At 59.5% G+C, this 21,234-nt stretch carries 17 protein-coding genes and 1 tRNA gene; 9 read left to right on the forward strand and 9 right to left on the reverse strand.

The window, feature by feature from the left end; translation table 11 throughout:
* Positions 1-140: 140 nt before the first annotated feature.
* Positions 141-305 (forward strand): hypothetical protein, encoded by a 165-nt coding sequence (locus tag ACKVY0_RS00020; protein WP_409212728.1) that lies wholly within the window; start codon positions 141-143, stop codon positions 303-305.
* Between the two features lie 164 nt (positions 306-469).
* Entirely contained in the window at positions 470-1,234 is a 765-nt protein-coding gene (locus ACKVY0_RS00025) for a hypothetical protein (protein ID WP_409212729.1), read from the forward strand.
* Between the two features lie 47 nt (positions 1,235-1,281).
* Here the strand turns inward: ACKVY0_RS00025 and rbfA are convergent, their stop codons facing one another.
* From rbfA to nusA, 3 genes are all read right to left on the reverse strand, one after another.
* Positions 1,282-1,677, reverse strand: a complete 396-nt coding sequence (gene rbfA / locus ACKVY0_RS00030; RefSeq protein ID WP_409212730.1) for a 30S ribosome-binding factor RbfA — start codon at positions 1,675-1,677, stop codon at positions 1,282-1,284.
* A gap of 79 nt (positions 1,678-1,756) precedes the next feature.
* A complete protein-coding gene (infB, locus tag ACKVY0_RS00035) occupies positions 1,757-4,006 on the reverse strand; it encodes a translation initiation factor IF-2 (protein ID WP_409212731.1) in 2,250 nt (749 codons plus the stop codon).
* 89 nt (positions 4,007-4,095) lie between these two features.
* Positions 4,096-5,358, reverse strand: coding sequence for a transcription termination factor NusA (gene nusA / locus ACKVY0_RS00040; RefSeq protein WP_409212732.1), 1,263 nt, complete (start codon positions 5,356-5,358; stop codon positions 4,096-4,098).
* 195 nt (positions 5,359-5,553) lie between these two features.
* On the opposite strand from nusA, the gene ACKVY0_RS00045 reads away from it, so the two are divergent.
* Positions 5,554-6,981 (forward strand): sulfatase, encoded by a 1,428-nt coding sequence (locus ACKVY0_RS00045; RefSeq protein WP_409212733.1) that lies wholly within the window; start codon positions 5,554-5,556, stop codon positions 6,979-6,981.
* Positions 6,982-7,061: 80 nt separating this feature from the next.
* Here the strand turns inward: ACKVY0_RS00045 and ACKVY0_RS00050 are convergent, their stop codons facing one another.
* From ACKVY0_RS00050 to ACKVY0_RS00070, 5 genes are all read right to left on the reverse strand, one after another.
* Positions 7,062-8,369, reverse strand: a complete 1,308-nt coding sequence (locus ACKVY0_RS00050) for a DUF1501 domain-containing protein (protein WP_409212734.1) — start codon at positions 8,367-8,369, stop codon at positions 7,062-7,064.
* A 37-nt stretch (positions 8,370-8,406) separates the two neighbouring features.
* A complete protein-coding gene (locus ACKVY0_RS00055; RefSeq protein WP_409212735.1) occupies positions 8,407-10,887 on the reverse strand; it encodes a DUF1549 domain-containing protein in 2,481 nt (826 codons plus the stop codon).
* Between the two features lie 176 nt (positions 10,888-11,063).
* Complete coding sequence (locus ACKVY0_RS00060) at positions 11,064-11,798, reverse strand: PEP-CTERM sorting domain-containing protein (RefSeq protein WP_409212736.1); 735 nt, start codon at positions 11,796-11,798, stop codon at positions 11,064-11,066.
* Positions 11,799-12,017: 219 nt separating this feature from the next.
* Positions 12,018-12,413, reverse strand: a complete 396-nt coding sequence (locus tag ACKVY0_RS00065; RefSeq protein WP_409212737.1) for a GxxExxY protein — start codon at positions 12,411-12,413, stop codon at positions 12,018-12,020.
* Positions 12,410-14,605 carry a sulfatase-like hydrolase/transferase gene (locus ACKVY0_RS00070; protein WP_409212738.1) on the reverse strand — a complete coding sequence of 732 codons (2,196 nt, stop codon included), beginning with the start codon at positions 14,603-14,605 and terminating at the stop codon, positions 12,410-12,412. Before ACKVY0_RS00070 ends, ACKVY0_RS00065 begins: the two co-directional genes overlap by 4 nt.
* Positions 14,606-14,852: 247 nt before the next feature.
* On the opposite strand from ACKVY0_RS00070, the gene ACKVY0_RS00075 reads away from it, so the two are divergent.
* From ACKVY0_RS00075 to ACKVY0_RS00090, 4 genes are all read left to right on the forward strand, one after another.
* Entirely contained in the window at positions 14,853-17,168 is a 2,316-nt protein-coding gene (locus ACKVY0_RS00075) for a glutamine amidotransferase (RefSeq protein ID WP_409212739.1), read from the forward strand.
* Positions 17,169-17,356: 188 nt separating this feature from the next.
* Positions 17,357-18,232 carry a hypothetical protein gene (locus ACKVY0_RS00080; RefSeq protein WP_409212740.1) on the forward strand — a complete coding sequence of 292 codons (876 nt, stop codon included), beginning with the start codon at positions 17,357-17,359 and terminating at the stop codon, positions 18,230-18,232.
* On the forward strand, positions 18,229-18,723 hold the full coding sequence (locus ACKVY0_RS00085; RefSeq protein ID WP_409212741.1) for a hypothetical protein: 495 nt from the start codon (positions 18,229-18,231) through the stop codon (positions 18,721-18,723). Before ACKVY0_RS00080 ends, ACKVY0_RS00085 begins: the two co-directional genes overlap by 4 nt.
* Positions 18,720-19,091 carry a hypothetical protein gene (locus tag ACKVY0_RS00090; protein WP_409212742.1) on the forward strand — a complete coding sequence of 124 codons (372 nt, stop codon included), beginning with the start codon at positions 18,720-18,722 and terminating at the stop codon, positions 19,089-19,091. The genes ACKVY0_RS00085 and ACKVY0_RS00090 overlap by 4 nt, the downstream gene beginning before the upstream one ends.
* Before the next feature lie 5 nt (positions 19,092-19,096).
* Here ACKVY0_RS00090 and ACKVY0_RS00095 read toward each other — a convergent pair whose 3' ends face one another.
* Complete coding sequence (locus ACKVY0_RS00095) at positions 19,097-19,945, reverse strand: aminotransferase class IV (RefSeq protein WP_409212743.1); 849 nt, start codon at positions 19,943-19,945, stop codon at positions 19,097-19,099.
* A gap of 95 nt (positions 19,946-20,040) precedes the next feature.
* Here ACKVY0_RS00095 and ACKVY0_RS00100 point away from each other — a divergent pair.
* A tRNA-Gly gene (locus ACKVY0_RS00100) sits at positions 20,041-20,115 on the forward strand.
* 35 nt (positions 20,116-20,150) lie between these two features.
* On the forward strand, positions 20,151-21,014 hold the full coding sequence (locus ACKVY0_RS00105) for a 50S ribosomal protein L11 methyltransferase (protein WP_409212744.1): 864 nt from the start codon (positions 20,151-20,153) through the stop codon (positions 21,012-21,014).
* Positions 21,015-21,234 lie beyond the last annotated feature (220 nt).

Genomic DNA, 21,234 nt, shown 5'->3' on the forward strand with positions numbered 1-21,234 from the left:
GCTGCTTCCAACGTGCCCGCTGCCTAATACGCCCAGGGCGCTCCAATCCGCGCACGCCTCGCGCCAAACGCATGGCGCCCACCGCATACAAAAACTTGTGATCGCCTTAACTTAACGACATTGAATGGCAGATCACCACCGTGCATCCCGTGACCGGCCCGTATGAGACCAAAGACACCACCACCGCCTCCAGCACCACCATCTCCGGCCTGAGCAGTGGCACCCGCATCTGGGTCCGCGTGCGCGGCCTCGGAGCTAACGGCCCCGGCCCGTGGAGTGATCCGGCGACGAAGATTGTGCCGTGAGCGGAGACTCGCTGCGCTCGTGTTTGCAGTGGTTTGCCATGGTTGAGGGCGCTTCCATTCTCCGTAGCACTACTGCGAAGGATGAAGCGCGCCGTTGACGGTGGTTTTGAAACCACTGCAAACAACCGTCAACCACTGTCAACCATTGCAAACTTCCCCCGCTCATGCCCTACGATCCCACGCTTCCCCTCAACAATGCTCAGGTGCAGGCGGCGCTGCTGCGCGCGCAGTTCACCGGCCTCAAGGATTTGATCGATGCTGTTCCCGCCGGGCCGCCGGGTCAGAACGGCAACGATGGGACGAGCGTCACTGGCGCGGTCATTGATGGCACGAACACGCTCAATCCCGGCGATGCGGCGCAGGCCAGCGTGAGCTGGGACGGGGCGAATGTACGATTCACGTTTGGGATACCCAGAGGTCAAGACGGCGCGAGCGCCACGCCCATCACGAGCTTCATCGTGGATGGTGTGAACACTCTGAACCCCGGCGATCCCGCCACGGTGCAGACGAACTTTGATGGGGCGAGTGTGCGGTTCACCTTCGGCATTCCGCGTGGGAATGACGGCACGAATGGCAGCAACGGCAACGATGGCGGGCAAGGGCCGCCGTTTACGAACTTCATCGTCGATGGGGTGAACATGCTGAATCCGACTGATCCCGCCTCCGTGCAGACGAACTTTGATGGCAGCGCGGTGCGGATGGTTTTCAATATTCCGCGTGGTTTTACCGGCAACGATGGTGGCACGGGTGCGCCAGGCCCGCCCGGTGAGGTGACGAATGCGCAGCTCAATAGCGCCATCAATGGCACGAGCAATCTCAGCAATGCAGTGGCGACGCTGGGAATGACCGTGAGCGATCCGCCGACGCAAAGCGAGATGCAGCAGATCGCGGACAAGGTGGATGAGTTGATCCTGGCGCTGCGGCGGTAGTCCCCTATTGGCTGCGCCAATTCAGGCAGTGGCGTCAGTGGCGGGCATCACGCGGCGGAAGATTTGGCTTCCTGAGCATCACCTTCGTCCGGCGGTAGATCGGGCAGCGGCGGCGGGAGGTTGTCGATGATGTTGAGCAGGGGCACGCCGCGCTCGACAGATTTGTCGAGGCGGAAGAAGAGCTGCGGGCTGCTGCGCAGTTTGACGCGCTTGTAGAGGTCGCGCTGGATGAAGCCACGGGCCTTGGTGAGCTTTTCGATGGCGGCGTCCTGCTGGTGCGGCTTGCCGATGACCCCGACATACACAAAGCACTGCCGCATATCCGGCGTGGGACTGACGTCGTGAATGGTCACGAGGCAGTCGTCGTTGCGAAAGTCTTTCTCCAGGATCGTGCTGAGCTCACGGCGAATGAGTTCGCGGACTTTTTGGACTCGGAGGGACATCGGTGGGGGCTGGATGCTGGATGCTGGATGCTGGATGCTGGATAAATCTAGCAACCAGCATCTGCCATCCAGCATCGGGTTAGAGCGTTTGGGCGAATTTTTCGAGTTCGTAGCACTCGATCACGTCGTTTTCTTCGTAGTCGCTGAAGCCGGAGAGCTTGATGCCGCACTCCATGCCGTTGCGGACTTCGTTGACCTCATCCTGGAAGCGGCGCAGCGTTTCAAAGCCGCCGTCATACACGGCCTGGCCGTTGCGCAGCACGCGGGCGCGCTGCTTGCGCTGCATGGTGCCATCGGTGACGACGGAACCACCGACGAAGCCTTTGTTGACCTTGAAGACTTGCTTCACACGGGCGTGGCCGAGCACCTTCTCGCGAGTGAGCGGATCGAGCAGGCCCTGCATGGCCTCTTTGACCTGGTCGATGAGTTCGTAGATGATGGAGTAGAGCTTCACCTGCACGCCTTCGCGTTTCGCGGTGGTGAGGGCCTTGTTCTCCACCTTGACGTTGAAGCCGATGATGATGGCATCGGAGGCGCTGGCGAGCAGCACGTCGGACTCGTTGATGGAGCCGACCTCCTGATGCAGGAGGTCGAGGTTGCACTTGTCGGTCTGGATGTCGGTGAGACATTTGGCAACGGCTTCCACCGACCCCTGCACATCGCATTTGAGGACGAGCTTGAGGACCTTCTTGTTGCTTTCCTCGATGCTGGCAAAGAGATGCTCCAGGGTGGAACGACGGGGCACGTTGAGCTTCTTCTGGCGGAGCTCCTCGATGCGCTCCTCGCTGAGCCGTTTGACATCGCGTTCGCTCGCCATGACGACGACTTCATCGCCGACATGCGGCATGTCGCTGAAGCCGATGACCTCGCACGGCATGCCGGGAAGCACTTCTTTGATGGATTCACCACGGTCGTTGATCAGCGCTTTGACCTTGCCCCAATGCGGGCCGCAGATGAAGGCCTGGCCGGTTCTGAGCGTGCCCTGGCCAATGATGACGGTGGCGACAGGGCCTTTGCCGGCGACCATGGAGGATTCAATGACGGTGGCACGAGGCGCGGCCTTGGGATCTGCCTTGAGTTCGAGCACCTCGGCCTGGAGGGACATGGTTTCGAGCAGGTTGTCGAGTCCGAGGCCGCTGCGGGCCGAGACTTCCATACACTCGATTTCACCGCCCCAGTCCACTGGCGCGAGGCCGATGTCCTGCAACTGGCTCTTCACCCGCATGACGTTCGCGGCGGGAAGATCACATTTGTTGATGGCAACCATGAGCTGCACGTTGGCGGCCTTGGCGTGGCTGAGCGCTTCTTTCGTCTGCGGCATGATGCCGTCGTCGGCAGCAATGATGAGAACGACGATGTCAGTGACATTGGCCCCACGGGCACGCATGGCGGAGAACGCGGCGTGGCCGGGAGTGTCGATGAAGGTGATGGGCTTGCCGTTGTGGAAGATGCAGTAGGCACCGATGTGCTGCGTGATGCCGCCCGCTTCACCAGCGGTGACGGTGGTCTTGCGCAAGGCATCGAGCAGCGAGGTCTTGCCGTGATCGACGTGGCCCATGAAGGTGATGATCGGGGCGCGCAGTTCGCGGGTGTCCTTTTCATCAGGCGGCGGCTCGGGGAGCCGATCAGGCACGACGATGACTTCATCAGGCTTGTGAACGCCGCCGCCCTTCTCGCGCTTGTCACGCTCGAGCTTGAAACCGTGTTTTTCACAGATTTTTTCAGCGATCTCGATGTCGATGGCCTTGTCCGCGCTGGCGAAGACTTTGAAGGCAATAAGTTCGGAGATGATCTTGAAGGGCTTCAGGCCCATTTTGTCCGCCAGATCCTTGACCACGATCGGCGGCTTCAGATGGATGATTTTTTCACCGCTTTCGCCAATCTCAAAGTCAGGTGCCGGCACATCGGCGGGCGGGGCGTGAACGATGGGGACGATCGGTTTTGGCGGCGGCTCGTTCAACAGCGAGATCGGCGGCAGAGCATTCTGCTGTGCATTTTCGTCCACCGGACGGCGGCGCACCTTGGGCTTGTCGTCGTCCTCAAAGAGATTGAGCGCGGCGGCCTTGCGTTCGTCCAGCGTGGGTTTGGCGGGAGCCGGAGGCGCTTCCTCTTTAGCTGGTGCCGGAGCAACGGGCCTAGCTCCAAGATGTGGCAATGACGTGCCCTCCTTGCCTGCTGTTCTGCTCCTCGGTTTCTTGTCCTCAATCAACGAAAGCACTTTGCCTTTGACCAGTTTTTTGGACTTGGCGCTTTCGGCAGTCACTTCCTCAACGACGACCTCGTCGGTGGCAGGCTTGCTCTTTTTGGCGGATGAGGACTTGCTGGGCATGAGAGAATGAGTTCTGGCGAGCGGCGTTGGGGGCTGGCTGTTCGGACGGGTAGAGGTTGTTTAAATTGGCTTTCATGACGGCACCGGGGCTACTCCTTTGCAGGAGCGGAAGCATGTGCCTTGGCTTTGTCGAAAATCTGCTGGGCCAGGGCGCTGTCACCGCCAAGGATTTCCGTGAGATCACCGACATCAGCGTCGGCAAAACTGCGCAGGTCGGCGAGACCGCCTTGAGTCAGCAGACGTGCAGTCTCTTCAGTGATGCCTAGGGCATCCACCAGATGATGTACAGCGCTGCCAATCTGACCTTCAAAGACTTCGGCAGCATGCTGATCCTTCTCGATGACCAAATCCATGCCGACAAGGCGTGAAGTCAGACGCGCATTCTGACCGCGGCGGCCAATGGCCTTCGACAGATCTTCCTCGCTGACCGTGAGGCGTGCTTCTTTCTTCTCAACATTGACTTGGATGGTCAACACCTTGAGCGGCTTCAATGCCTCGCGAATGAACTCGGCGGGATCGGACTTCCAGCGGATGATGTCCACTTTCTCATTGTTCAGCTCACGCACGATGTTCTTCACACGTGCGCCACGCAGGCCGACGCAGGCACCGACGGGATCGACTTTTTCATCGCCACTATGCACGGCCACCTTGGTGCGGTAGCCGGCCTCACGGGCGATGCTGGCGATCTCCACGGTGCGGTCGCCGATTTCGCTGACTTCAAATTCAAACAGACGGCGCACAAAGTTCGGATGCGCACGAGACAGGATGATCTCCGGGCCACGACCGCTGTCTTTTTCCACGGCCTTCACATAGAAGCGCATGCGGTCGCCGGGCGTGTAGTCCTCGGTAGAGACACGTTCCTTCGAGGTCATGATGCCTTCGAACTTGCCGAGATCGACGACGACGTCGGACTTCTCAAAACGCCGCACCACACCGCTGACGACATCGCCGGTGCGGTCCTTGAACTCGTCGTACAGGTTTTCCTTCTCCGCCATGCGCAGGCGCTGCAGCATCGTCTGCTTCGCGGTCTGCGCGGCGATACGGCCCATGTTGTTTGGCGTGACTTCGACTTCGATCTCGTCGCCGATCACCGCGTTTTTCTTGAACTTTTTGGCCGTGGCGAGGGGGAGTTCCTCCCAGCGGTTGGTGACAGTCTCGACGGCAAGCAGCTTGGCGAAGGCCTTGATGGTGCCTTTGTCAGGATCAATGTCGATGCGCAGTTCACGCGCGGGACCGATGCTCTTTTTCGAAGCGGCAAGCAATGCCTGCGAGAGAGCCTCGACCATTTTTGCACGGTCGATACCTTTCTCTTTCTCGTAGTAGTCGAAAAGGGCTTTAAGTTCGCTGATCATAAAAATTCGTGATATCACCAGACAAAAAAGAGCGGGGATGGCCCCACTCTCGCCCTGAAAACGCTAATTCTGTCCGGGAAGGACGCGGATCATAAAGGCATGCTAGGAATCGGCAAGCGGAAAAAAGACTGGAATTCCGTAGTGTCAGCCCCCGTTTTGACGCTGGCCCAACCGGTACCGTTTCACCACCCCACCATGCGCACATTCCTGTCTGCAATCCTCCTTTCGGTATTCATCATTCCCGATGCGTCAATCGCCGCCGCCACGCCGAACATCGTCATCATTTTCATGGATGACATGGGTTACGCCGATGTCGGCTGTTTCGGCGCTCAAGGTTATCAAACACCCAACATCGACAAACTCGCCGCTGGGGGCCGCAAATTCACGAATTTTCATGTCGCACAGCCAGTTTGCAGCGCTTCGCGCACGGCGCTGCTGACAGGATGCTATCCGAATCGCATCGGCATTCACGGCGCGCTCGGGCCTTCGGCCAAACATGGTATCAATGCAGATGAAATGACGATTGCCGAGATCGTGAAGCAGAAGGGCTATGCCACCGCTGCCGTCGGCAAATGGCACCTCGGTTCCCAGCCCCAGTTCCTGCCCGTCAAACACGGTTTCGACGAGTACTACGGCATCCCTTACTCGAACGACATGTGGCCGTTCCATCCGCAGGCAAAGAAAGGCGCATATCCGAAACTGCCGATGGTCGAAAACGATCACGTCTTGGATGAGGAGATCACACCGGATGATCAGACGCACCTCACCACCGATTACACCGCACGCGGGGTCCGTTTCATTGAGAAGAACAAGGGCAAGCCCTTCTTCCTCTATCTCGCCCACAGCATGGTGCATGTGCCGTTGTTCGTGAGCGACAAGTTCAAAGGCAAGTCCGGCACAGGCCTCTTTGGCGACGTGATGATGGAAGTCGATTGGTCCGTCGGTCAGATCATGGACACGCTCAAAAAGAACGGCCTCGAAGACAACACTTGGGTCATCTTCAGCTCCGACAACGGCCCCTGGCTCAGCTACGGTGAACACGCTGGCAGTGCCGGACCGTTGCGCGAGGGCAAAGGCACCTGCTGGGAAGGTGGCACGCGCGTCGCTGGCATCATGAAATGGCCCGCAAGAATTCCCGCTGGCACCACTACCGATACCATGATGATGACCATCGACGTGCTGCCCACCATCGCCCACGTCATCGATGCGAAACTGCCTGAGCGCCAAATCGACGGCCTCAACTGCTGGCCCATCGTTGCCGGTGAAGCCGACGCGAAGAACCCGCACGACTTTTACGCCTTCTACTATGAGAACAATCAACTCCAGGCCATCACCAGCGGCGATGGCCGTTGGAAACTTCAGCTTCCACACACCTACCGCAGCCTGCCCACCGACATTCCCAAAGCCACCGGCGGCAAGCCGGTGAACTACAAGCCCACGAAGATCGAACAAGCCGAACTCTACGATCTTTATACCGACATCAGTGAGTCCAAAAACCTCGCAGCCCAGAACTCCGACGAAGTCGCCAAGCTCCAAAAGCATGCCGAAGTCATCCGGGCCGAACTCGGTGACAGTTTGATGAAGATGAACAAAGGCACGGGCACCCGCGAAGCCGGAAAGTGAGTTTGCCGCCTTTGTTCGCAAAAAAAAACACGCGACGCTGATGAGGCGTCGCGTGTTCGTGTTTGAAGGCGGCTCGACGCTTACGCGAAGAGGTTGGTGATCGGCTGGCCTTTGTCGGCAATAGTGAAGGGGCGCTTGCTGGGGCTGTAGATGACCTGATCGAGCGGCAGACCGAGGGCGTAGGCGATGGAGGCGTTGAAGTCCATGATCTTGACTTTGTCCTCGACGACTTCGCGACCTTCCTTGTCGGTTTTGCCATAGGTGTAGCCACCTTTGACGCCACCACCGAACATGACGGCGGAGAAGGCTTTCGGATAGTGATCGCGGCCGACGTTCTGGTTGATGTCGGGCGTGCGGCCGAACTCGGAGGTCAACACGATGAGGGTGTCCTGGAGCAGACCGCGGTTGTGCAGGTCGGCAACGAGGGTGGCGAGGCCCTTGTCGAGGGTTTCGCAGCGCTCAGGCACGGCGACGAAGTTGGCTTTGTGCGTGTCCCAGCCGCCGAGGGAGACTTCGACGAAGCGGACACCGCGCTCAACGAGACGACGGGCGAGGAGGCAGCCCTGGCCGAAGGCTTCTTTGCCGTAGGCGTTGCGGAGTTCAGGAGCTTCGTCGGTGAGGTCGAAGGCTTTGAGGTCTTCGGACTTCATCATGGCCATGGCGTCATCGTACATGTCGGCGTAAGCCTTGACGTTGCGATGCGGGAAGGTGGTGCGGAAGTCCTTATCGAGTTCGTCGGCGAGCTTCATGCGGGCCTGGAACTTGTCTTCAGGAACGCTGGATTTGACGTTCTTGAGGCCGTTTTCAGGATTGCTGACAAAGAGCGGGGCCTGCGCGGCGGGGAAGAAGCCCGCGCCGGGGTGGCGGCTGTCATTGCCGATGAAGACGAAGTTCGGCAGGGTGCTGTTGCCGCCGCCTTGGAAGACGTTGAGCCAAGCGCCCATGGCGGGGTGACGAATGGTGCCGCGCAGCTCGTAGCTGGTGTGCATCATGTAATTGCCCTGCTCGTGCGCGCCCTGCGTGGAGGACAGCGAGTTGATAACGGTGCCGTGGTGCATCTGCTGCGCGGTGAGGGGCAGGTATTCGGAGATGCGGACGCCGTCGGCGCTGGTCTTGATGGGCTTGGTCGGACCGGCGGTTTCGACGCCCTCCTTCGGATCCCAGGTGTCCATGTGGGACTGGCCACCGCTCATGTAAAGATAGATGACGTTTTTCGCCGTGGCAGCCTGTTTGAGCTTCGAGGAGCCTTCAAAGGCGGCGAAGGACTTGCTGGTGAGCGAATTGCCAAGGAGGCCGACCCCGAGAAGGGAGCTGGCGGTTTTGGCGGCGAAGTCGCGACGGGTGATTTCACCGGAGCGAACGAGTTTGGTGGCGAGTTCCTGTTTCATGGGAGGCGGGCGTGTGTTGTTGGGTGTGTGTGTTGTCTTACTGAATGAAAATGAACTGCTGGGTGTTCAGCAGGGAGAAGACGAGGTCATCCATGCTGGTGAGGCCACTGTCCTGGGCCTTGAGCCACACCTGCTTCTCTGGATCGGAGGGTTTGCGCGATAGGATGGTCATGTAAGCGGCTTCGACCTTATCATCGGGATACGGGGCCTTGCGAACCGTGAGCATGAGCTGGCTGAACGGGTTGGTGATCTGGGGCAGCAGGCTGCCATTCATCATGGCGAGCGCCTGGGGCACGCTGGCGTCGTTGTTGGCATTTTCGATGGTCTCACGGTCGCTCTGGCCGAACTCGCGCAGGTAATGACCGCGCGGAGCGGGGCTTTCGAGTTCGGCGGCGCGCAGGGTTTCGCGACTGACCCGTTCACGTGAGTTGATGTAGTTGCGACGCTCTTTGACATCGGTGATGCCGAAGAAGTCGGCCTCCTCGGCATAGGCGGCCTGGAGTTTCTCGGTCATGGCCTGCCGTTCTTCTTTGGAAAGTTCTTTGCGGTCGTAGCCGGGGATGGTGACTTTCTCGGTGCGGATGCCGCTGGCCATCATCATGTCGCCACCGCTCATCATGGCGGGAGCGGCGGCGTCGCCGCCCTTGGTGTTGAGAGCGACCATTTGATAAGGCTTGCCAGTGACTTTCTCGAAGAGCTTCTTCTGACCGGTGGTGATGACCTCGGCGTAGGTGACGCGACGGCCTTCACCCTGGATGCGATTGACCTCGTTGCGGACGGCGTCGGATTTTTTGCGCAATTCATCGGCCTTGGCGCTGGCGGCGACCTTGGCGGGGCCTACGGGCATGGCGTCGGCGGCGTCACGGGCATCTTTGGCGGCGGTGCGGGCCTCCATGTAGAGCTTTTGCTGCACCTCAGTGCGTTCGCGGTTCTTGCCGTAGATGTCAGCGGCTTTCTTGATGCCGACGAGGGCTTCTTCAGCCGAGAGGGAATCGACGCTGTCGGCGATCTTCTTGGCCTGGAGGATGCGCTGCTCCATGGCGTCGCGATTGGCCTGGTTGATCATGTCCGGGCTGGGATTGATGAGGGTGACGAAGGAATCCCACATCTGCTCGGCGCTCATGCGGCGCAGCAGCGGGCCGGTGAAGTGATAGACATTGCCGGGCGCGTATTCCTGGCGGGTGGCTTGGGCCTGATAGGCCTTTGAGTTGTAAAGCACGCGGAGGACGGCCTTCATGTCGTAATTCAGGTCCACCACGAGCTGTTCCAGGTGCTTCTCCATCTCGGGAATCATCGGCACGGTGGTGTCCATGATTTCATCCAGCGGCTCGATGAGGGCGAGGCCGAAGACGCGCTTCCAGAGACGGTTGGCGATGACGGTGGTGAAGCGGGGATTTTCGGCGCTGGTCATCCAGCGTGCATAGGCCTGGAGCGGCGTCTCGCCGGGCTGGGTGATACTCTCGTGACCCATCATGGTTCCAGGCGAGACGGAGGACTTGGGCTTGGCATCACTGTATTGGTAATCATGCGGCAGGCTGGGCTTGCGCTCCGCACTGCTGACGGAGGTATAGCGCATGGTGTCACGCACGTCGTTCATGGCTTCGTTGTAACCGCGTTGCTCACGGCGGATCTTCTCACGGGCGTCGTTGCGCTGCTTGTTGACCTCGCGCATTTTTTCATCATACGCCTTCTGCTGACTGGCGTAGTTCTTTTCAGCGGCAGCACGTTCCTCCTTGGACATTTTGCCGTTGATTTGCAGGCGCTGCGGGCGCTGTGGCTCTTTATACGAAGCACGGATGGTTTCTTCCTGCTCGCGGAGCAGGTCGCGCACGCCGGTCATGGTGCCGCCACTGTAGTCCTGGGTCTGCACGCCGTAGGTAAAGGCGGCCATCTTGTAAAACTGCATCTGCGACCATTTGTCGAAGGGATGATTGTGGCACTGCGCGCACTCGATACGGGTGCCGAGGAAGACGCGCACGGTGTTCGCCATGTTGTCGAGCGGCATGCCGCGGTCGCGCATGTAGTAACCGATGGCACCGTTGTCCCAGGCCTTGCCTTGCGCGGCGACCATGTCGCGCACGAACTGGTCGTAGGGCTTGTTGGCGCGCAGGCTGTCCTTCACGAAGTTCGCATACGCGGCACCGGTGACACCGCCGGTCTGGTTGCCATTGGAGGTCAGGCGCAGCACATCAGCCCAATAGTTAAAGGAGTGCTGCACATAGGCTTCAGAAGCGAGGAGCTTGTCGATCAGCTTGGCGCGCTTGCCGGCGGCTTTGGAGGTGAGAAACTCATCCGACTCACGCGTGGTCGGGATACGGCCAATGATGTCGAGGTAGATGCGGCGGACGAAGGTGTTTTCATCCGTATCAGGATTGCCCTGGAGCTTGTTGGCGGCCCAGTCTTTGGCGAGAATGGCGTCAATCTGCTTCGCGGCAGAAGGAGCGTCGAGTTTGCCTGCCGCATGGGTGGAAGACAGCAAACAGAAGGTGAGGAGGGGGTAGGCGAAGAGTTTCTTCATGAGCGGACAAACGCCGGACAACAGAGACTTTTTCATAATGCGCACAAATTCATTAAGAATCCTTAGCCTTGTTCACAGTGAACCACTTCCCTCGACGCAGACTCGCATGACAAAAAAGATGCCGCAGATTTCTCTGCGGCATCTGCATCGGGAGAGCGATGGCTGCTTGAGAATAATCACGCCCGAACTCTGCGACGAAGCAACAAGGCCATGCCGGCTGCTGCGATCAGAATGGCACCGCCAGGCTCGGGAATCGGGGCGCACATTCCCTTCAACGCCACATTGTCGAGCAGCAGGGCGCCGCCGTTGTTTCCCCAGGCGTAAAATTCTATATGGAACTGTTTGCCAGAAGTGTCGATTCCAGTGGGCAGCGGAGTGACATCAATGGGGAAATCGAGTTCACGCGAATTCCAGCTTTCAGTGCCATCCAGAGCGATAGGGCCCGACGAGCAGTATTGAATCGAACCAGCCGGTCCCTCCCAGAAGATGGTGGCTTGAATGGCATCCACGGATGAATTACCAAGCCGCTGCCAATCAAACGAAACCCCTGAGATGTTGGCGATCGCGTCGGCCCTGACATAGACATCATAGGACAGCGTACCCGAGACCGCAGAGAAGTCCGTTCGCGCAAACGAATAGTCATAAGAACTGTCCCAGTCGTCAAAACTACGGAACTTGGTCCCATCAGGTCCGCCATCCAGCAATCCCTGGCTCAGTCGATCCAGCGACAGGTCCGTCGCCCAGACACAAGGGGCGCAAAAAGCAGGAGGGGTGTTCGCCCAATCGCACTTCAGCGCATTGAAGTCATAGAGTATTAAGACGTCCTCGAGAGGATCTGCCACCTGCCCCCAAGAGAGCACTGGACACACCGACATGAGCGCGACGGCTAAGGCGAGACATTTTGTTTTCATGAAGGAAGAAGAATTCAGGTTTCAAAATCACGTGTCTAAATAGTGAAAGCTCCAAAAAGCGAACGACACAGCACAAGTGTGCGCGACAAAAAGCAGTCATCAATCTCGCACCTGTAAGATTATTCTCATTTAAACCGCTCGTTTTTGAAGTCTGGCGAATGCGAAGGGTTCTCTTAAAGAGAGCCACACAGTCTGCCAAGGCTGGTCATCGAACAGGCGTCACGCCTTGGGATTTTCACGTCGCTTCATCGTGATCTGATGAATGCCTTTGCGTAATGTGGCGACGTTGAAATTCACCAGCAGGCCGGTGTGGAGACGGCTGAGCTTGAGTTGGGACTCCAACTGCTGCTCGTCGATCTTTGAGATGGTGTCCTGTGACCGGACTTGCAACAGGAGCGAACCGCCAACCACGAAATCGAGCCGCGTGGCGGTCTTGATGCGTTTGCCGCGGTAGTCAAACTCCAGTGGCACACTGCGTTTGAAATCGAACTCCAGTTCCCGCAGCTCAAGGGCAAGGCATTCATCATACGCGTCTTTCGTGAGGCCAGGGCCGAGGGCACGGTGAACGTTCATGCACGCGCCGATGACGAGATGCGGAAAATCGGCGTCGTTCATGGCGCAACGACGGGCTGGAGAGTGTCCTCACCGAGGATGCCGTAGATTTCCTGCGTGGTGCTCTGCGAGTGGGTGGTGAGCCACTTGTCCAGCGCGGCACCGAGGCGTGCTTTCACTTCGGGATAAAGCTGCTTCACATCACGCTCGCAATGCGGGTCATCGCGCAGATCGAACAGGCGCTCAATGGAGTGCTGCACGCCTGGCGTGCGGATGTATTTGAAGCGCTCCGTGCGCACGCAATGCTCCTTGGTCTTCAGCACGGCGTCCTGAAACTTGTCCTTCAGCACGAAATGGAAATCGAAGTCGGGGTCGATAAAGGTGGTTTCATCCATAGGCGGAATGAAGAGCGGCTCCTCGCCGGGAATAGTGCGGCGGAAGAACAGGTAGCTGCTTTCACCAAAGTAGGCGAGGCTCAGGCTCTGCTTTTCGCCGCGAATCAGGGGTGCGAGGCTCGTTCCTTCAAAGCGTGGCTGCGCCGGAGCACCGACGAGATCGAGCAGCGTGGGCGCAAAGTCGAGCGTGCGCGCGATCTGCGCATGCCGCTGCGGCTTGACGAGACCGGGGACGTGGAAGATCGCCGGGACGTGATTGGCTTGATCACCGCCGTTGAAGGTCGTCCCATGGCCAAAGGTGCAGTTCGGTTCAAACAGATCGTCACCATGATCGCCAGTGACGAGAATGATCGTGTCGTCCATCAGCCCCTGCTTTTCGAGTTCCGCCACGACCCGGCCCACGGAGTCGTCAAACATGCGCACACAGCCATCATACAGCGCGATGATCTGCTCCACCTCTTTGCGTGGGAGCTTGCTCCACTTCTCATTGATGTCGGTGCCGCCGATGAACTGGTCCACGTTCAGCGCCAGCTCATGCTTGTGCGGGCCGTCATACTTTGGATCCGTCCACAGCTTCGCGTAATGGGTGGGCGTCTTGTATGGTAGGTGCGTGCAAGAATAATAGCCCAAGAGAAGAAACGGCCGCCCGTCGTCCTTGCGCTGTTTGAGTCGGTCAATGACCTGCTCGGTGACAACTTCCGGCGTCATATAGTTGGCGAATGACTTCAGCTTCGGAAACAGCATGTGGCCCACATGATTGTCGAAGAACAGCGGCAGGATCTGGTGATGCAGAAACACCACCTCGCTCATGTACACGCGGAAGTTGTCAAAGTCGGAGACGATGATGTCCTTGAAGCCCATCGGCAGTTCGTTGAAGCCGCAGGCGCACCAGTCGCCGATCACCGCCGTGTCGTAACCCAGGCGCTGCAATTCCACGCCCAGTGACGGCGACTCACGATTCGCCGTGTCCACCATCGTACGATTCGGGAACATGTGCCGCACGCCGTGCGTGTGCGGATACTGCGAGGAAAACATGCTCGTCAGCGACTCCAGCGTCGAGGCGATCGGCGTCAGGCAGCGCTCGAAGTTCACTCCCTGTGCCGCGAGACGGTCGATGTTCGGCGAAGTTAGGCGCGGGTAGCCGTTGCAGGAGAGATGATCCGCACGCAGCGAATCCGATCCCAGGATGACGATGTTCTTCGGGCGTTTTCGGCCACCCGCCAGTTCCACGGCATCCGGCGTACGGCCCACGCCATACCCGCTCACCACCAGCAGCGCCAAGATGCCCGCCACCGCCGCAAAGCTGAACAGCAGCGGCCGGGCCGTACGTGCAAACCATCCGCGCAGCTCAAACAGATAAAAGCCCGCTGCTGCGGCGATGGCCATGAGCGGAAACATCTGCGTGATCAGCGCATGCACCGCATCCTGCACCCCCGTGCCGCACACGCGTCCCAGCGCGTCATACCAGCCCAGCAGATAGCTGTAGTCGCCGAAGTACGGCTTCTCCAACATCAGTTTAAAGATGAAAAACCCGTACAGCAGCCCCGCGAACAGCAGCGTCCGCCATACCACACCCCAGCGTGCAAACGTCCGCACTTTCCCCCACAGCCGTACCAGCGGATAAATCAGCGCCACATAGCCCGCCGCCACTAGCAGGTAGCCTTTCAGCACCACCAGATTGCTCCACACCAGGAACCACCAGTGATGCTGCACCGCTACCTCCGAGAAACGGTTGTTAAAACCATACGAGCTGCCGGCAAAACTCAGGATCGCACTCGCATACCACACCACCAGCGTGCCGAACACCGTCAGCGCGACGAGTTTCAGGATATGCCGACGTTGCAGGGAGGAGGGGAGCATGTGGGTGGGAAAGAAACTGACTACATACAGCGCTTCACGCCATAGCTCAATCCTTCTTCTCCCTCAAGACCAGACACCCCTCCTAGCGCATCGCGTTCACCGTTCTCATCCCGCGCTGAATTCGCATCTGTGGCCCCGTCCTTAGCACCTACATGCTAAGAAGCGGCGGCTCGAACTGTGGCAGTTTTTCAAAGTGATGCGTTGAGGTTTGTAGCATTCCGCCACAGAGCGCGTTATCTGGCTGCTCATGCCCCGCATTCTCTGGCAAAACACCGACATCACCTGGCTCGCCGCCGTGGTGGTCGCTTTGGTGCTCGCGCTGCTCGTGGCGGGCTATTGGCGTTCGCCGCTGCGCGGCTGGCGGCGACTCGCGGCGATGCTATGCAAGCTCACGGCCCTCGCATTGCTCGCGCTATGTCTGCTCGATCCGCTGTGGACGCAGCAGCAGCCGAAGAAGGGCGAGAATGAGGTGATCGTGCTCGTGGACAACAGCGCGTCGCTCGAAACAGCGGAGCAAGCCGGTGATCAAACCCGCGCGGCCCAGGTCGCGGCCGCATTGAAGTCCGGCGATGCGGATGCGGAATGGATCAAGGTGCTCGGCGAAGATTTTCGGCTGCGCTTGATGACCGCCGGCGCGCAAACCCGCAGCGTGCCGCATTTTCGCGCGCTGACGTTTGATGGCACGCGTTCCGATCTCTGCCGCACGCTCATGACCTTGCGCACCGGTGGCTCAAACCTCGCGGCGGTGGTCGTAGTGAGCGATGGCAACGCCACCGATGCCTCGGCATGGAAGAGCGCGGGCAAGGGCGCGCCGGTTTTCACCGTGCTGGCCGGCAAACAAGCTCCCACGCCTGATCTCGCGTTGCTGGATGCATCGGTGGCGGTGAGTCCGTTTGAAGATGCACCGATCACCATCACCACCCGCGTGGCCGCGCATGGTCTCAACGGCAAGCAGGGCACGCTTTCCGCGCTCGATGAGAAGGGCAAAACCATCGCGACCGAAAAAATCGCCATCAGCGGCGATTCACCGCAGACGGCGCGGTTGCGCATCCCGGTGGCGAAGCCGGGCGTGTCGTTTCATCGGCTGGAATTGAAGTGTGACGGCGTGAAGGAGGCCACGTTGGCCAACAACACGCGCCTGCTGGCAGCGGATCGCGGCACCGGGCCGTATCGCGTGCTCTACATCGCGGGCAGGCCGAATTGGGAGTATAAATTTCTGCGCCGGGCCATCGCCGGAGATGATGACGTGCAGATGCCGAGCCTCATCCGCATTGCCAAACGCGAACCGAAGTTTGAATGGCGCGGCCGTGCGGGTGAGAGCGTGAATCCGCTGTTTCGCGGCTTCGGCGCGAAGGACGGCGAGGAAGCGCAGCGCTATGACCAGCCGGTGCTGATCCGCCTCGGCACCCGTGATGCCAAAGAACTCACCGACGGCTTCCCCAAATCGTCTGAGGAGCTGTTCAGCGAGTATCGCGCGATCATCATCGACGATCTCGAAGCCGCCTTCTTCACGCAGGAGCAAATGCATCTCATCGAGCGCTTCGTCAGCGAGCGCGGCGGTGCGCTGCTCATGCTCGGCGGGCAGGAAAGCTTTCAGGCGGGCGGTTACGATCACACACCGGTCGGCCGCATGCTGCCGGTCTATCTCGACCGCGCAGCCACTGGCGCACCGGTGCTGGATGCGCGCTTCAATTTGACCCGCGAAGGCTGGCTGGAGTCGTGGATGCGGCTGCGCACGAATCGTGATGAAGACGAGCAGCGTCTCGCCACCATGCCCGCGTTTCACTCGATCAATCAGACCTTCTCGATCAAACCTGGCGCCAGCATCCTCGCCACCATCGCCGATGCCTCGCAGACCTCTTATCCTGCGATTGTCGCGCAACGTTTCGGCGAAGGCCGCGTCGGCAGCGTACTGGTCGCTGACATCTGGCGCTGGGGCATGCAAAACGAAGACGCGCGCAAGGACATGGAGCGCACGTGGCGTCAGCTGATGCGCTGGCTCGTCGTCGATGTGGCCGACAGCATCGCCTTCACCGCCGAAACCGAGCCTGCGGACCACGAGCACATGAAACTGGCCGTGCGCGTGCGCGACCGCAGCTTCCGCGCGCAGAGCGATGCCATCGTGAAGGTCGAAATCACGCAGCCGGATGGCACCAAGTCGCAGCTCTTTGCCGAACCGAGCTTGAAGGAGGCAGGATTGTTTGAAGCTGAGTTTTTTGCCACGAAACCCGGCAGCTATCGCGCTACCGCAAGTGTGGAGGACGCGGAGAAACGCACGCCGCTCGGCAGCAAAGCCACCGGCTGGGCGTTTGACCCGCAGGCGGATGAATTTGCCCATTTGGAGCCGGACACGGCCTTGATGCAGCGCATCGCGAGCGAGAGCGGCGGACAGATGCTCATGCTCGACGAGATCACGAAACTGCCAGAGATGCTGAAGCACATCCGCGTGCCGGTGGAAGTGACGCTGGCGACGCCGTTGTGGCATTCACCGTGGGTGTTTGTGGCATTGCTGCTGCTGCTGGGTGCCGAGTGGTTTCTGCGCAGGAAGGGAGGGATGGCGTGATGACGGATGCTTTGAATCGACCCCTCACCCAACCTCTCCCCGAACATTATCGTGGGGCATCGAAGGCGTGCGACGGGGAGAGGGGAATCGTTTTATGGCCGGGAAAAGCGTACTCCCTCGCCCCGCTAAGAGCTTCGTTGGTGAAAAGAATGCACTTCGGGGAGAGGGCTGGGGTGAGGGGCATTCTTTTGGCTCTCTTTCTCTGCGTAACCTCGCTCTACGCGAGAAATCTTGATGTCGTCATCGTCGTCGGTGCTCCAGGAGCCGAGGAATACGGCAAAAAATTCACGGCGCAGGTGAATGCATGGACAACGGCCTGCGCTAGAGCAGGGATCGCACCGGAAATCTACCGTGGCGAGAAAACCACCGCAGAACTCGAACAACGTCTCGCCAGAGCCAAACCCGAGCGCTCGCTGTGGCTCGTACTCATCGGTCACGGCACGTTTGATGGCCGTGAGGCCAAGTTCAGCGCCGAGGGGCCTGATTTCGATGTGAAACAGCTCTCTGACTGGCTAAAGCCGCTGAAGCAGGAAATCGCGATCATTCACGCCGCCTCTGCCAGCGGCGGTTTTTTGAAATCGCTGTCAGGAAAGGGCCGCATCATCATCACAGCGACGAAAAGTCCCGATGAAGTGTTCTATGCGCGCTTTGGCGAGCACTTCGCTGAAGCCATCGGCGGCTTGGCCGAGGCCGATCTCGATCAGGACAAGCAAGTCTCCCTGCTCGAAGCCTTCCGTCATGCCAGCAAGGCGGCGGCGACGTTTTATGAGAATGAAGGACGCCTGGCGACAGAACATGCACTCATCGAGGACAACGGTGATGGTGTTGGCACGCGCTATGAAACGATTGATGGCGCAGAGGATGGTGAGCGTGCGGCGCAGATGGTGCTGGTGCTCAGTGAGGAGGAGCAGAAACTCACGGATGCGCAGCGCAGCACGCGTGACGGACTGGAGCGTGAGCTGAAATCGCTCAAAGATCAGCGCGCAAAGCTGAGCGAGGATGAGTATTACACGAAGCTCGAAGCGCAGATGCGGAAGCTGGGCGAGGTTTACTCGAAGCCATGACGATCAGCGTCCATCTTTCGCCATCAAACCCGTCCGAGCATGAGCCTGGACACATGGCGGCGGCATGGGCGATGGTTCCAGATGCGCGGCATTTTCGCGGATTCGTCTTTGATGTCAGCGACCTGCCGGAGGAGTTTCAAACAGCGGAGCGATGGCGGGACTATCTATTCGATCACACGGTGCCTGGGCATGTGATCCAAGACAAACGCATGGCCGCGCTGGTCCGGCACAGAAGGGACTCGTTGCTGTCCCAGGAATGGGCGGCGGAGCCTGCCCAGGTGCGCGAGTTGGAAAGCCTGACAAAGACCGGGCAGGCGGGACGCTACAGCTTCAACCCGGACGATCATCCTGGCTGCCACAACTGTGTGACATGGGCCACCGAGGTGGTGAACAATGCCCTGGGCCAGGTCTTGCCAAGAGTGCGGCAAGGGCGTATTAAGTTGATGACTGAGGTGCTTCGAGCACAGCCAAACAAGCCGGAACCCGCATGAGCAAAACCATCGAGAGCTTTCGAGAAACCACTGAGGCGCTGTTCATCGATCTCATTGACTCGTTTGCCAGCGTCACGGTCGATACCGACACTGGCGACATGCTGCTTTTTGAAGGCGCGGGGAACGACCGTTTTCACGGCATGCTGATCGCGCCGGGATTTTTTCGCGGCTTCGCGCTGAATCTGACGGAGGCGGATGACTGGGAGGTGCTGCTGCGGTTTGGCGAGGGCAAGAGCCATAGCCTGGGAGTTACCACCTCGGCCGAGGAGGCCACACGCTGGCTGCGCAAGGCTGCGGAAATCATCCGCGCCAAACAAGCGGACAGCCCGAAGCCAGAACTCGAAGCCGCCGAACTCGTGGTGGCCTGACAGGTTCAAGGGTCATCCCGCCCCACCACATAATCCCGAAACGTCTGGGCCACACGCTGGGTGACGGGACCGACCACGCCTAGCATCATGCGCTGATCAATCTGTGCCAAAGGATGCACATCACGCGTGCTGGAGGTCAGAAACGCTTCGTCACAGGTTTGCAGGATGGCGATGGGCAGTGCTATTTCATCGACGGTGATTCCAGCAGCCTGACAAGCTTCGAGAGTCAGAGCGCGGGTAACGCCAGCAAGACAGCCGGAGCTGAGCGGCGGTGTTTGCACGCGGCCATTGACGACGACGAAGATGTTCGTGCCGGTGCCCTCGCAGAGTTCATCGCGGGTATTGGCAAACAAGGCCTCCCCTGTCCCTTGGGCATGCGCCAGGGCCAGGGCACGGACATTTTCGGCATAGGAGGTCGATTTGATGCCGACGAGCGCACCGCGCTCATTGCGCCGCCATGGGATGACCGCAGCGGTCTCGGTGGGCGGCCAGGGTTTGAGCACGGTAGCGGCCACCGTCATCGTTGCGAGTGAATCGCCACGATCCGAACCGAGTGGACCATCGCCGCTGGTGAGTGTGACACGAACTCGAGCATTTTGGAGACCGTTGGCCTGCATGACTTCATGGATGGCACTCAAATATGCGTCAAAGGCAGGCGGTTTGATTCCCATGAATTCGCAGGAGGCGACGAGACGCTGCCAATGCCGGGTGGGCGTGAACGGTTTACCGTCGCGGGCGACGAGGGTCTCGAATACGCCGTCCCCGACGAGAAAACCGTGGTCGAAGGGTGAGATGCGCGCGGCGGCGGTGCTGATGATGCGACCATTGAGCCAGATGAATGAGGGAAAGTTCACCCGCGCATGATGCCTTGAAGCCAATCATTCTCAACCGACGCAACTTTGCACTTGCGCAGAAAGCAGCTTGAGCCAATATCCGGCCCGCAAGTTTTGCGGGTGTAGCTCAGTGGTAGAGCATCTCCTTGCCAAGGAGAATGTCGCGCGTTCGAATCGCGTCACCCGCTCCATCTCCCAGTGAGATGGCTGCCGTCCCCAAGCCTTCATGTTTGTCTGGTCCAAACTTTCCGCCTCACGCTGGGCCGACGCCTGGGAAGAACGCTTCGCCGGCACCACCGATGCCACGCTGGTCATCACCAACTTCCCTGGTCGCCAAACGATCCGTGTGGAGGTCTATTGCACGACGCAGAAGCGAGCGAACGCCATCCAGAAACAGTTTGGCGGCAGTGTGCGTGAGTTGAAGAACCAAAACTGGGCCGCCCATGCCTCGCAGGCACCACCGCCATTGAAGGTGCGCGAAACCTTCGTCATCTGCACGGCTCGGACGCCTGCGGAAGTCGCGAAAGCCAAAAAGAGCTTCCCGAGTCGTGAGATCATCGCCGTGCCGGCCGACATGGCCTTTGGCACCGGGCATCATGCCACCACGGCCACGGTGTTGCGCCTGCTGGTCGATGCTGCGAAGCCGCTGCAGACCACAGACAAAACATGGAGCATGGCCGATCTCGGCTGTGGCAGTGGCATTCTCGCCATCGCAGCCGCGAAACTCGGTGCCAGCCATGTCTGGGGCTGCGACTACGATCCTGCCGCCGTACGCATCGCGAAGGAGAACGCCGCACGCAATGACACGCCCAAGGTGCGTTTCTCGCAGATCGACGTGCTCAAATGGCAGCCGAAGCGGACCTGGGACATCGTGGCGGCAAACATCTTCCATGACGTGCTGGAGGCAGCGTTTCCGCAACTGCTCCGATCCGTAGCTCCCGGCGGCATTCTAATGCTGTCGGGCATCATGAAGTCACAAGCTAAAGACTGCCTCGCCGCAGGCAAGCGTGCCGGGTTTGTGGTCGAGAAAGTCATCACCAAGGGCAAGTGGGTGACGGCGATGGGGCATGCGCAAACAGCCAAGAAATGAGTTTTGCCGCAAATCCGCAACGGGAGGGCGTATCAACTTAAACCTGGCCAAGTGCATGATGCTTATGGAGACATGGCCGGCCTCGGTCTCGACAGGGTGCGTCGTAGAGTAGGCAGGAGAGCCGCAGCTCCCCTGCCCCTCATCAAACCGGACGGGCGGTTTTCCCGCATCCGGCTTTCCGAATCTTGTTCATCAGAGGCCATTATGTGCGCCTTGCCAC

The sequence above is a fragment of the Prosthecobacter sp. genome (genome assembly GCF_046154365.1).
Taxonomy (GTDB): domain Bacteria; phylum Verrucomicrobiota; class Verrucomicrobiia; order Verrucomicrobiales; family Verrucomicrobiaceae; genus Prosthecobacter.

Bases quoted from the DNA above. Each gene is read 5' to 3' on its own strand.
- nusA (WP_409212732.1), bottom strand. From the start codon at position 5,358: ATGATCAGCGAACTTAAAGCCCTTTTCGACTACTACGAGAAAGAGAAA.
- ACKVY0_RS00025 (WP_409212729.1), top strand. From the start codon at position 470: ATGCCCTACGATCCCACGCTTCCCCTCAACAATGCTCAGGTGCAGGCG.
- ACKVY0_RS00055 (WP_409212735.1), bottom strand. From the start codon at position 10,887: ATGAAGAAACTCTTCGCCTACCCCCTCCTCACCTTCTGTTTGCTGTCT.
- ACKVY0_RS00105 (WP_409212744.1), top strand. From the start codon at position 20,151: ATGTTTGTCTGGTCCAAACTTTCCGCCTCACGCTGGGCCGACGCCTGG.
- ACKVY0_RS00070 (WP_409212738.1), bottom strand. From the start codon at position 14,605: ATGCTCCCCTCCTCCCTGCAACGTCGGCATATCCTGAAACTCGTCGCG.
- rbfA (WP_409212730.1), bottom strand. From the start codon at position 1,677: ATGTCCCTCCGAGTCCAAAAAGTCCGCGAACTCATTCGCCGTGAGCTC.
- ACKVY0_RS00085 (WP_409212741.1), top strand. From the start codon at position 18,229: ATGACGATCAGCGTCCATCTTTCGCCATCAAACCCGTCCGAGCATGAG.
- ACKVY0_RS00065 (WP_409212737.1), bottom strand. From the start codon at position 12,413: ATGAACGACGCCGATTTTCCGCATCTCGTCATCGGCGCGTGCATGAAC.
- ACKVY0_RS00075 (WP_409212739.1), top strand. From the start codon at position 14,853: ATGCCCCGCATTCTCTGGCAAAACACCGACATCACCTGGCTCGCCGCC.
- ACKVY0_RS00045 (WP_409212733.1), top strand. From the start codon at position 5,554: ATGCGCACATTCCTGTCTGCAATCCTCCTTTCGGTATTCATCATTCCC.
- ACKVY0_RS00050 (WP_409212734.1), bottom strand. From the start codon at position 8,369: ATGAAACAGGAACTCGCCACCAAACTCGTTCGCTCCGGTGAAATCACC.
- infB (WP_409212731.1), bottom strand. From the start codon at position 4,006: ATGCCCAGCAAGTCCTCATCCGCCAAAAAGAGCAAGCCTGCCACCGAC.
- ACKVY0_RS00060 (WP_409212736.1), bottom strand. From the start codon at position 11,798: ATGAAAACAAAATGTCTCGCCTTAGCCGTCGCGCTCATGTCGGTGTGT.
- ACKVY0_RS00090 (WP_409212742.1), top strand. From the start codon at position 18,720: ATGAGCAAAACCATCGAGAGCTTTCGAGAAACCACTGAGGCGCTGTTC.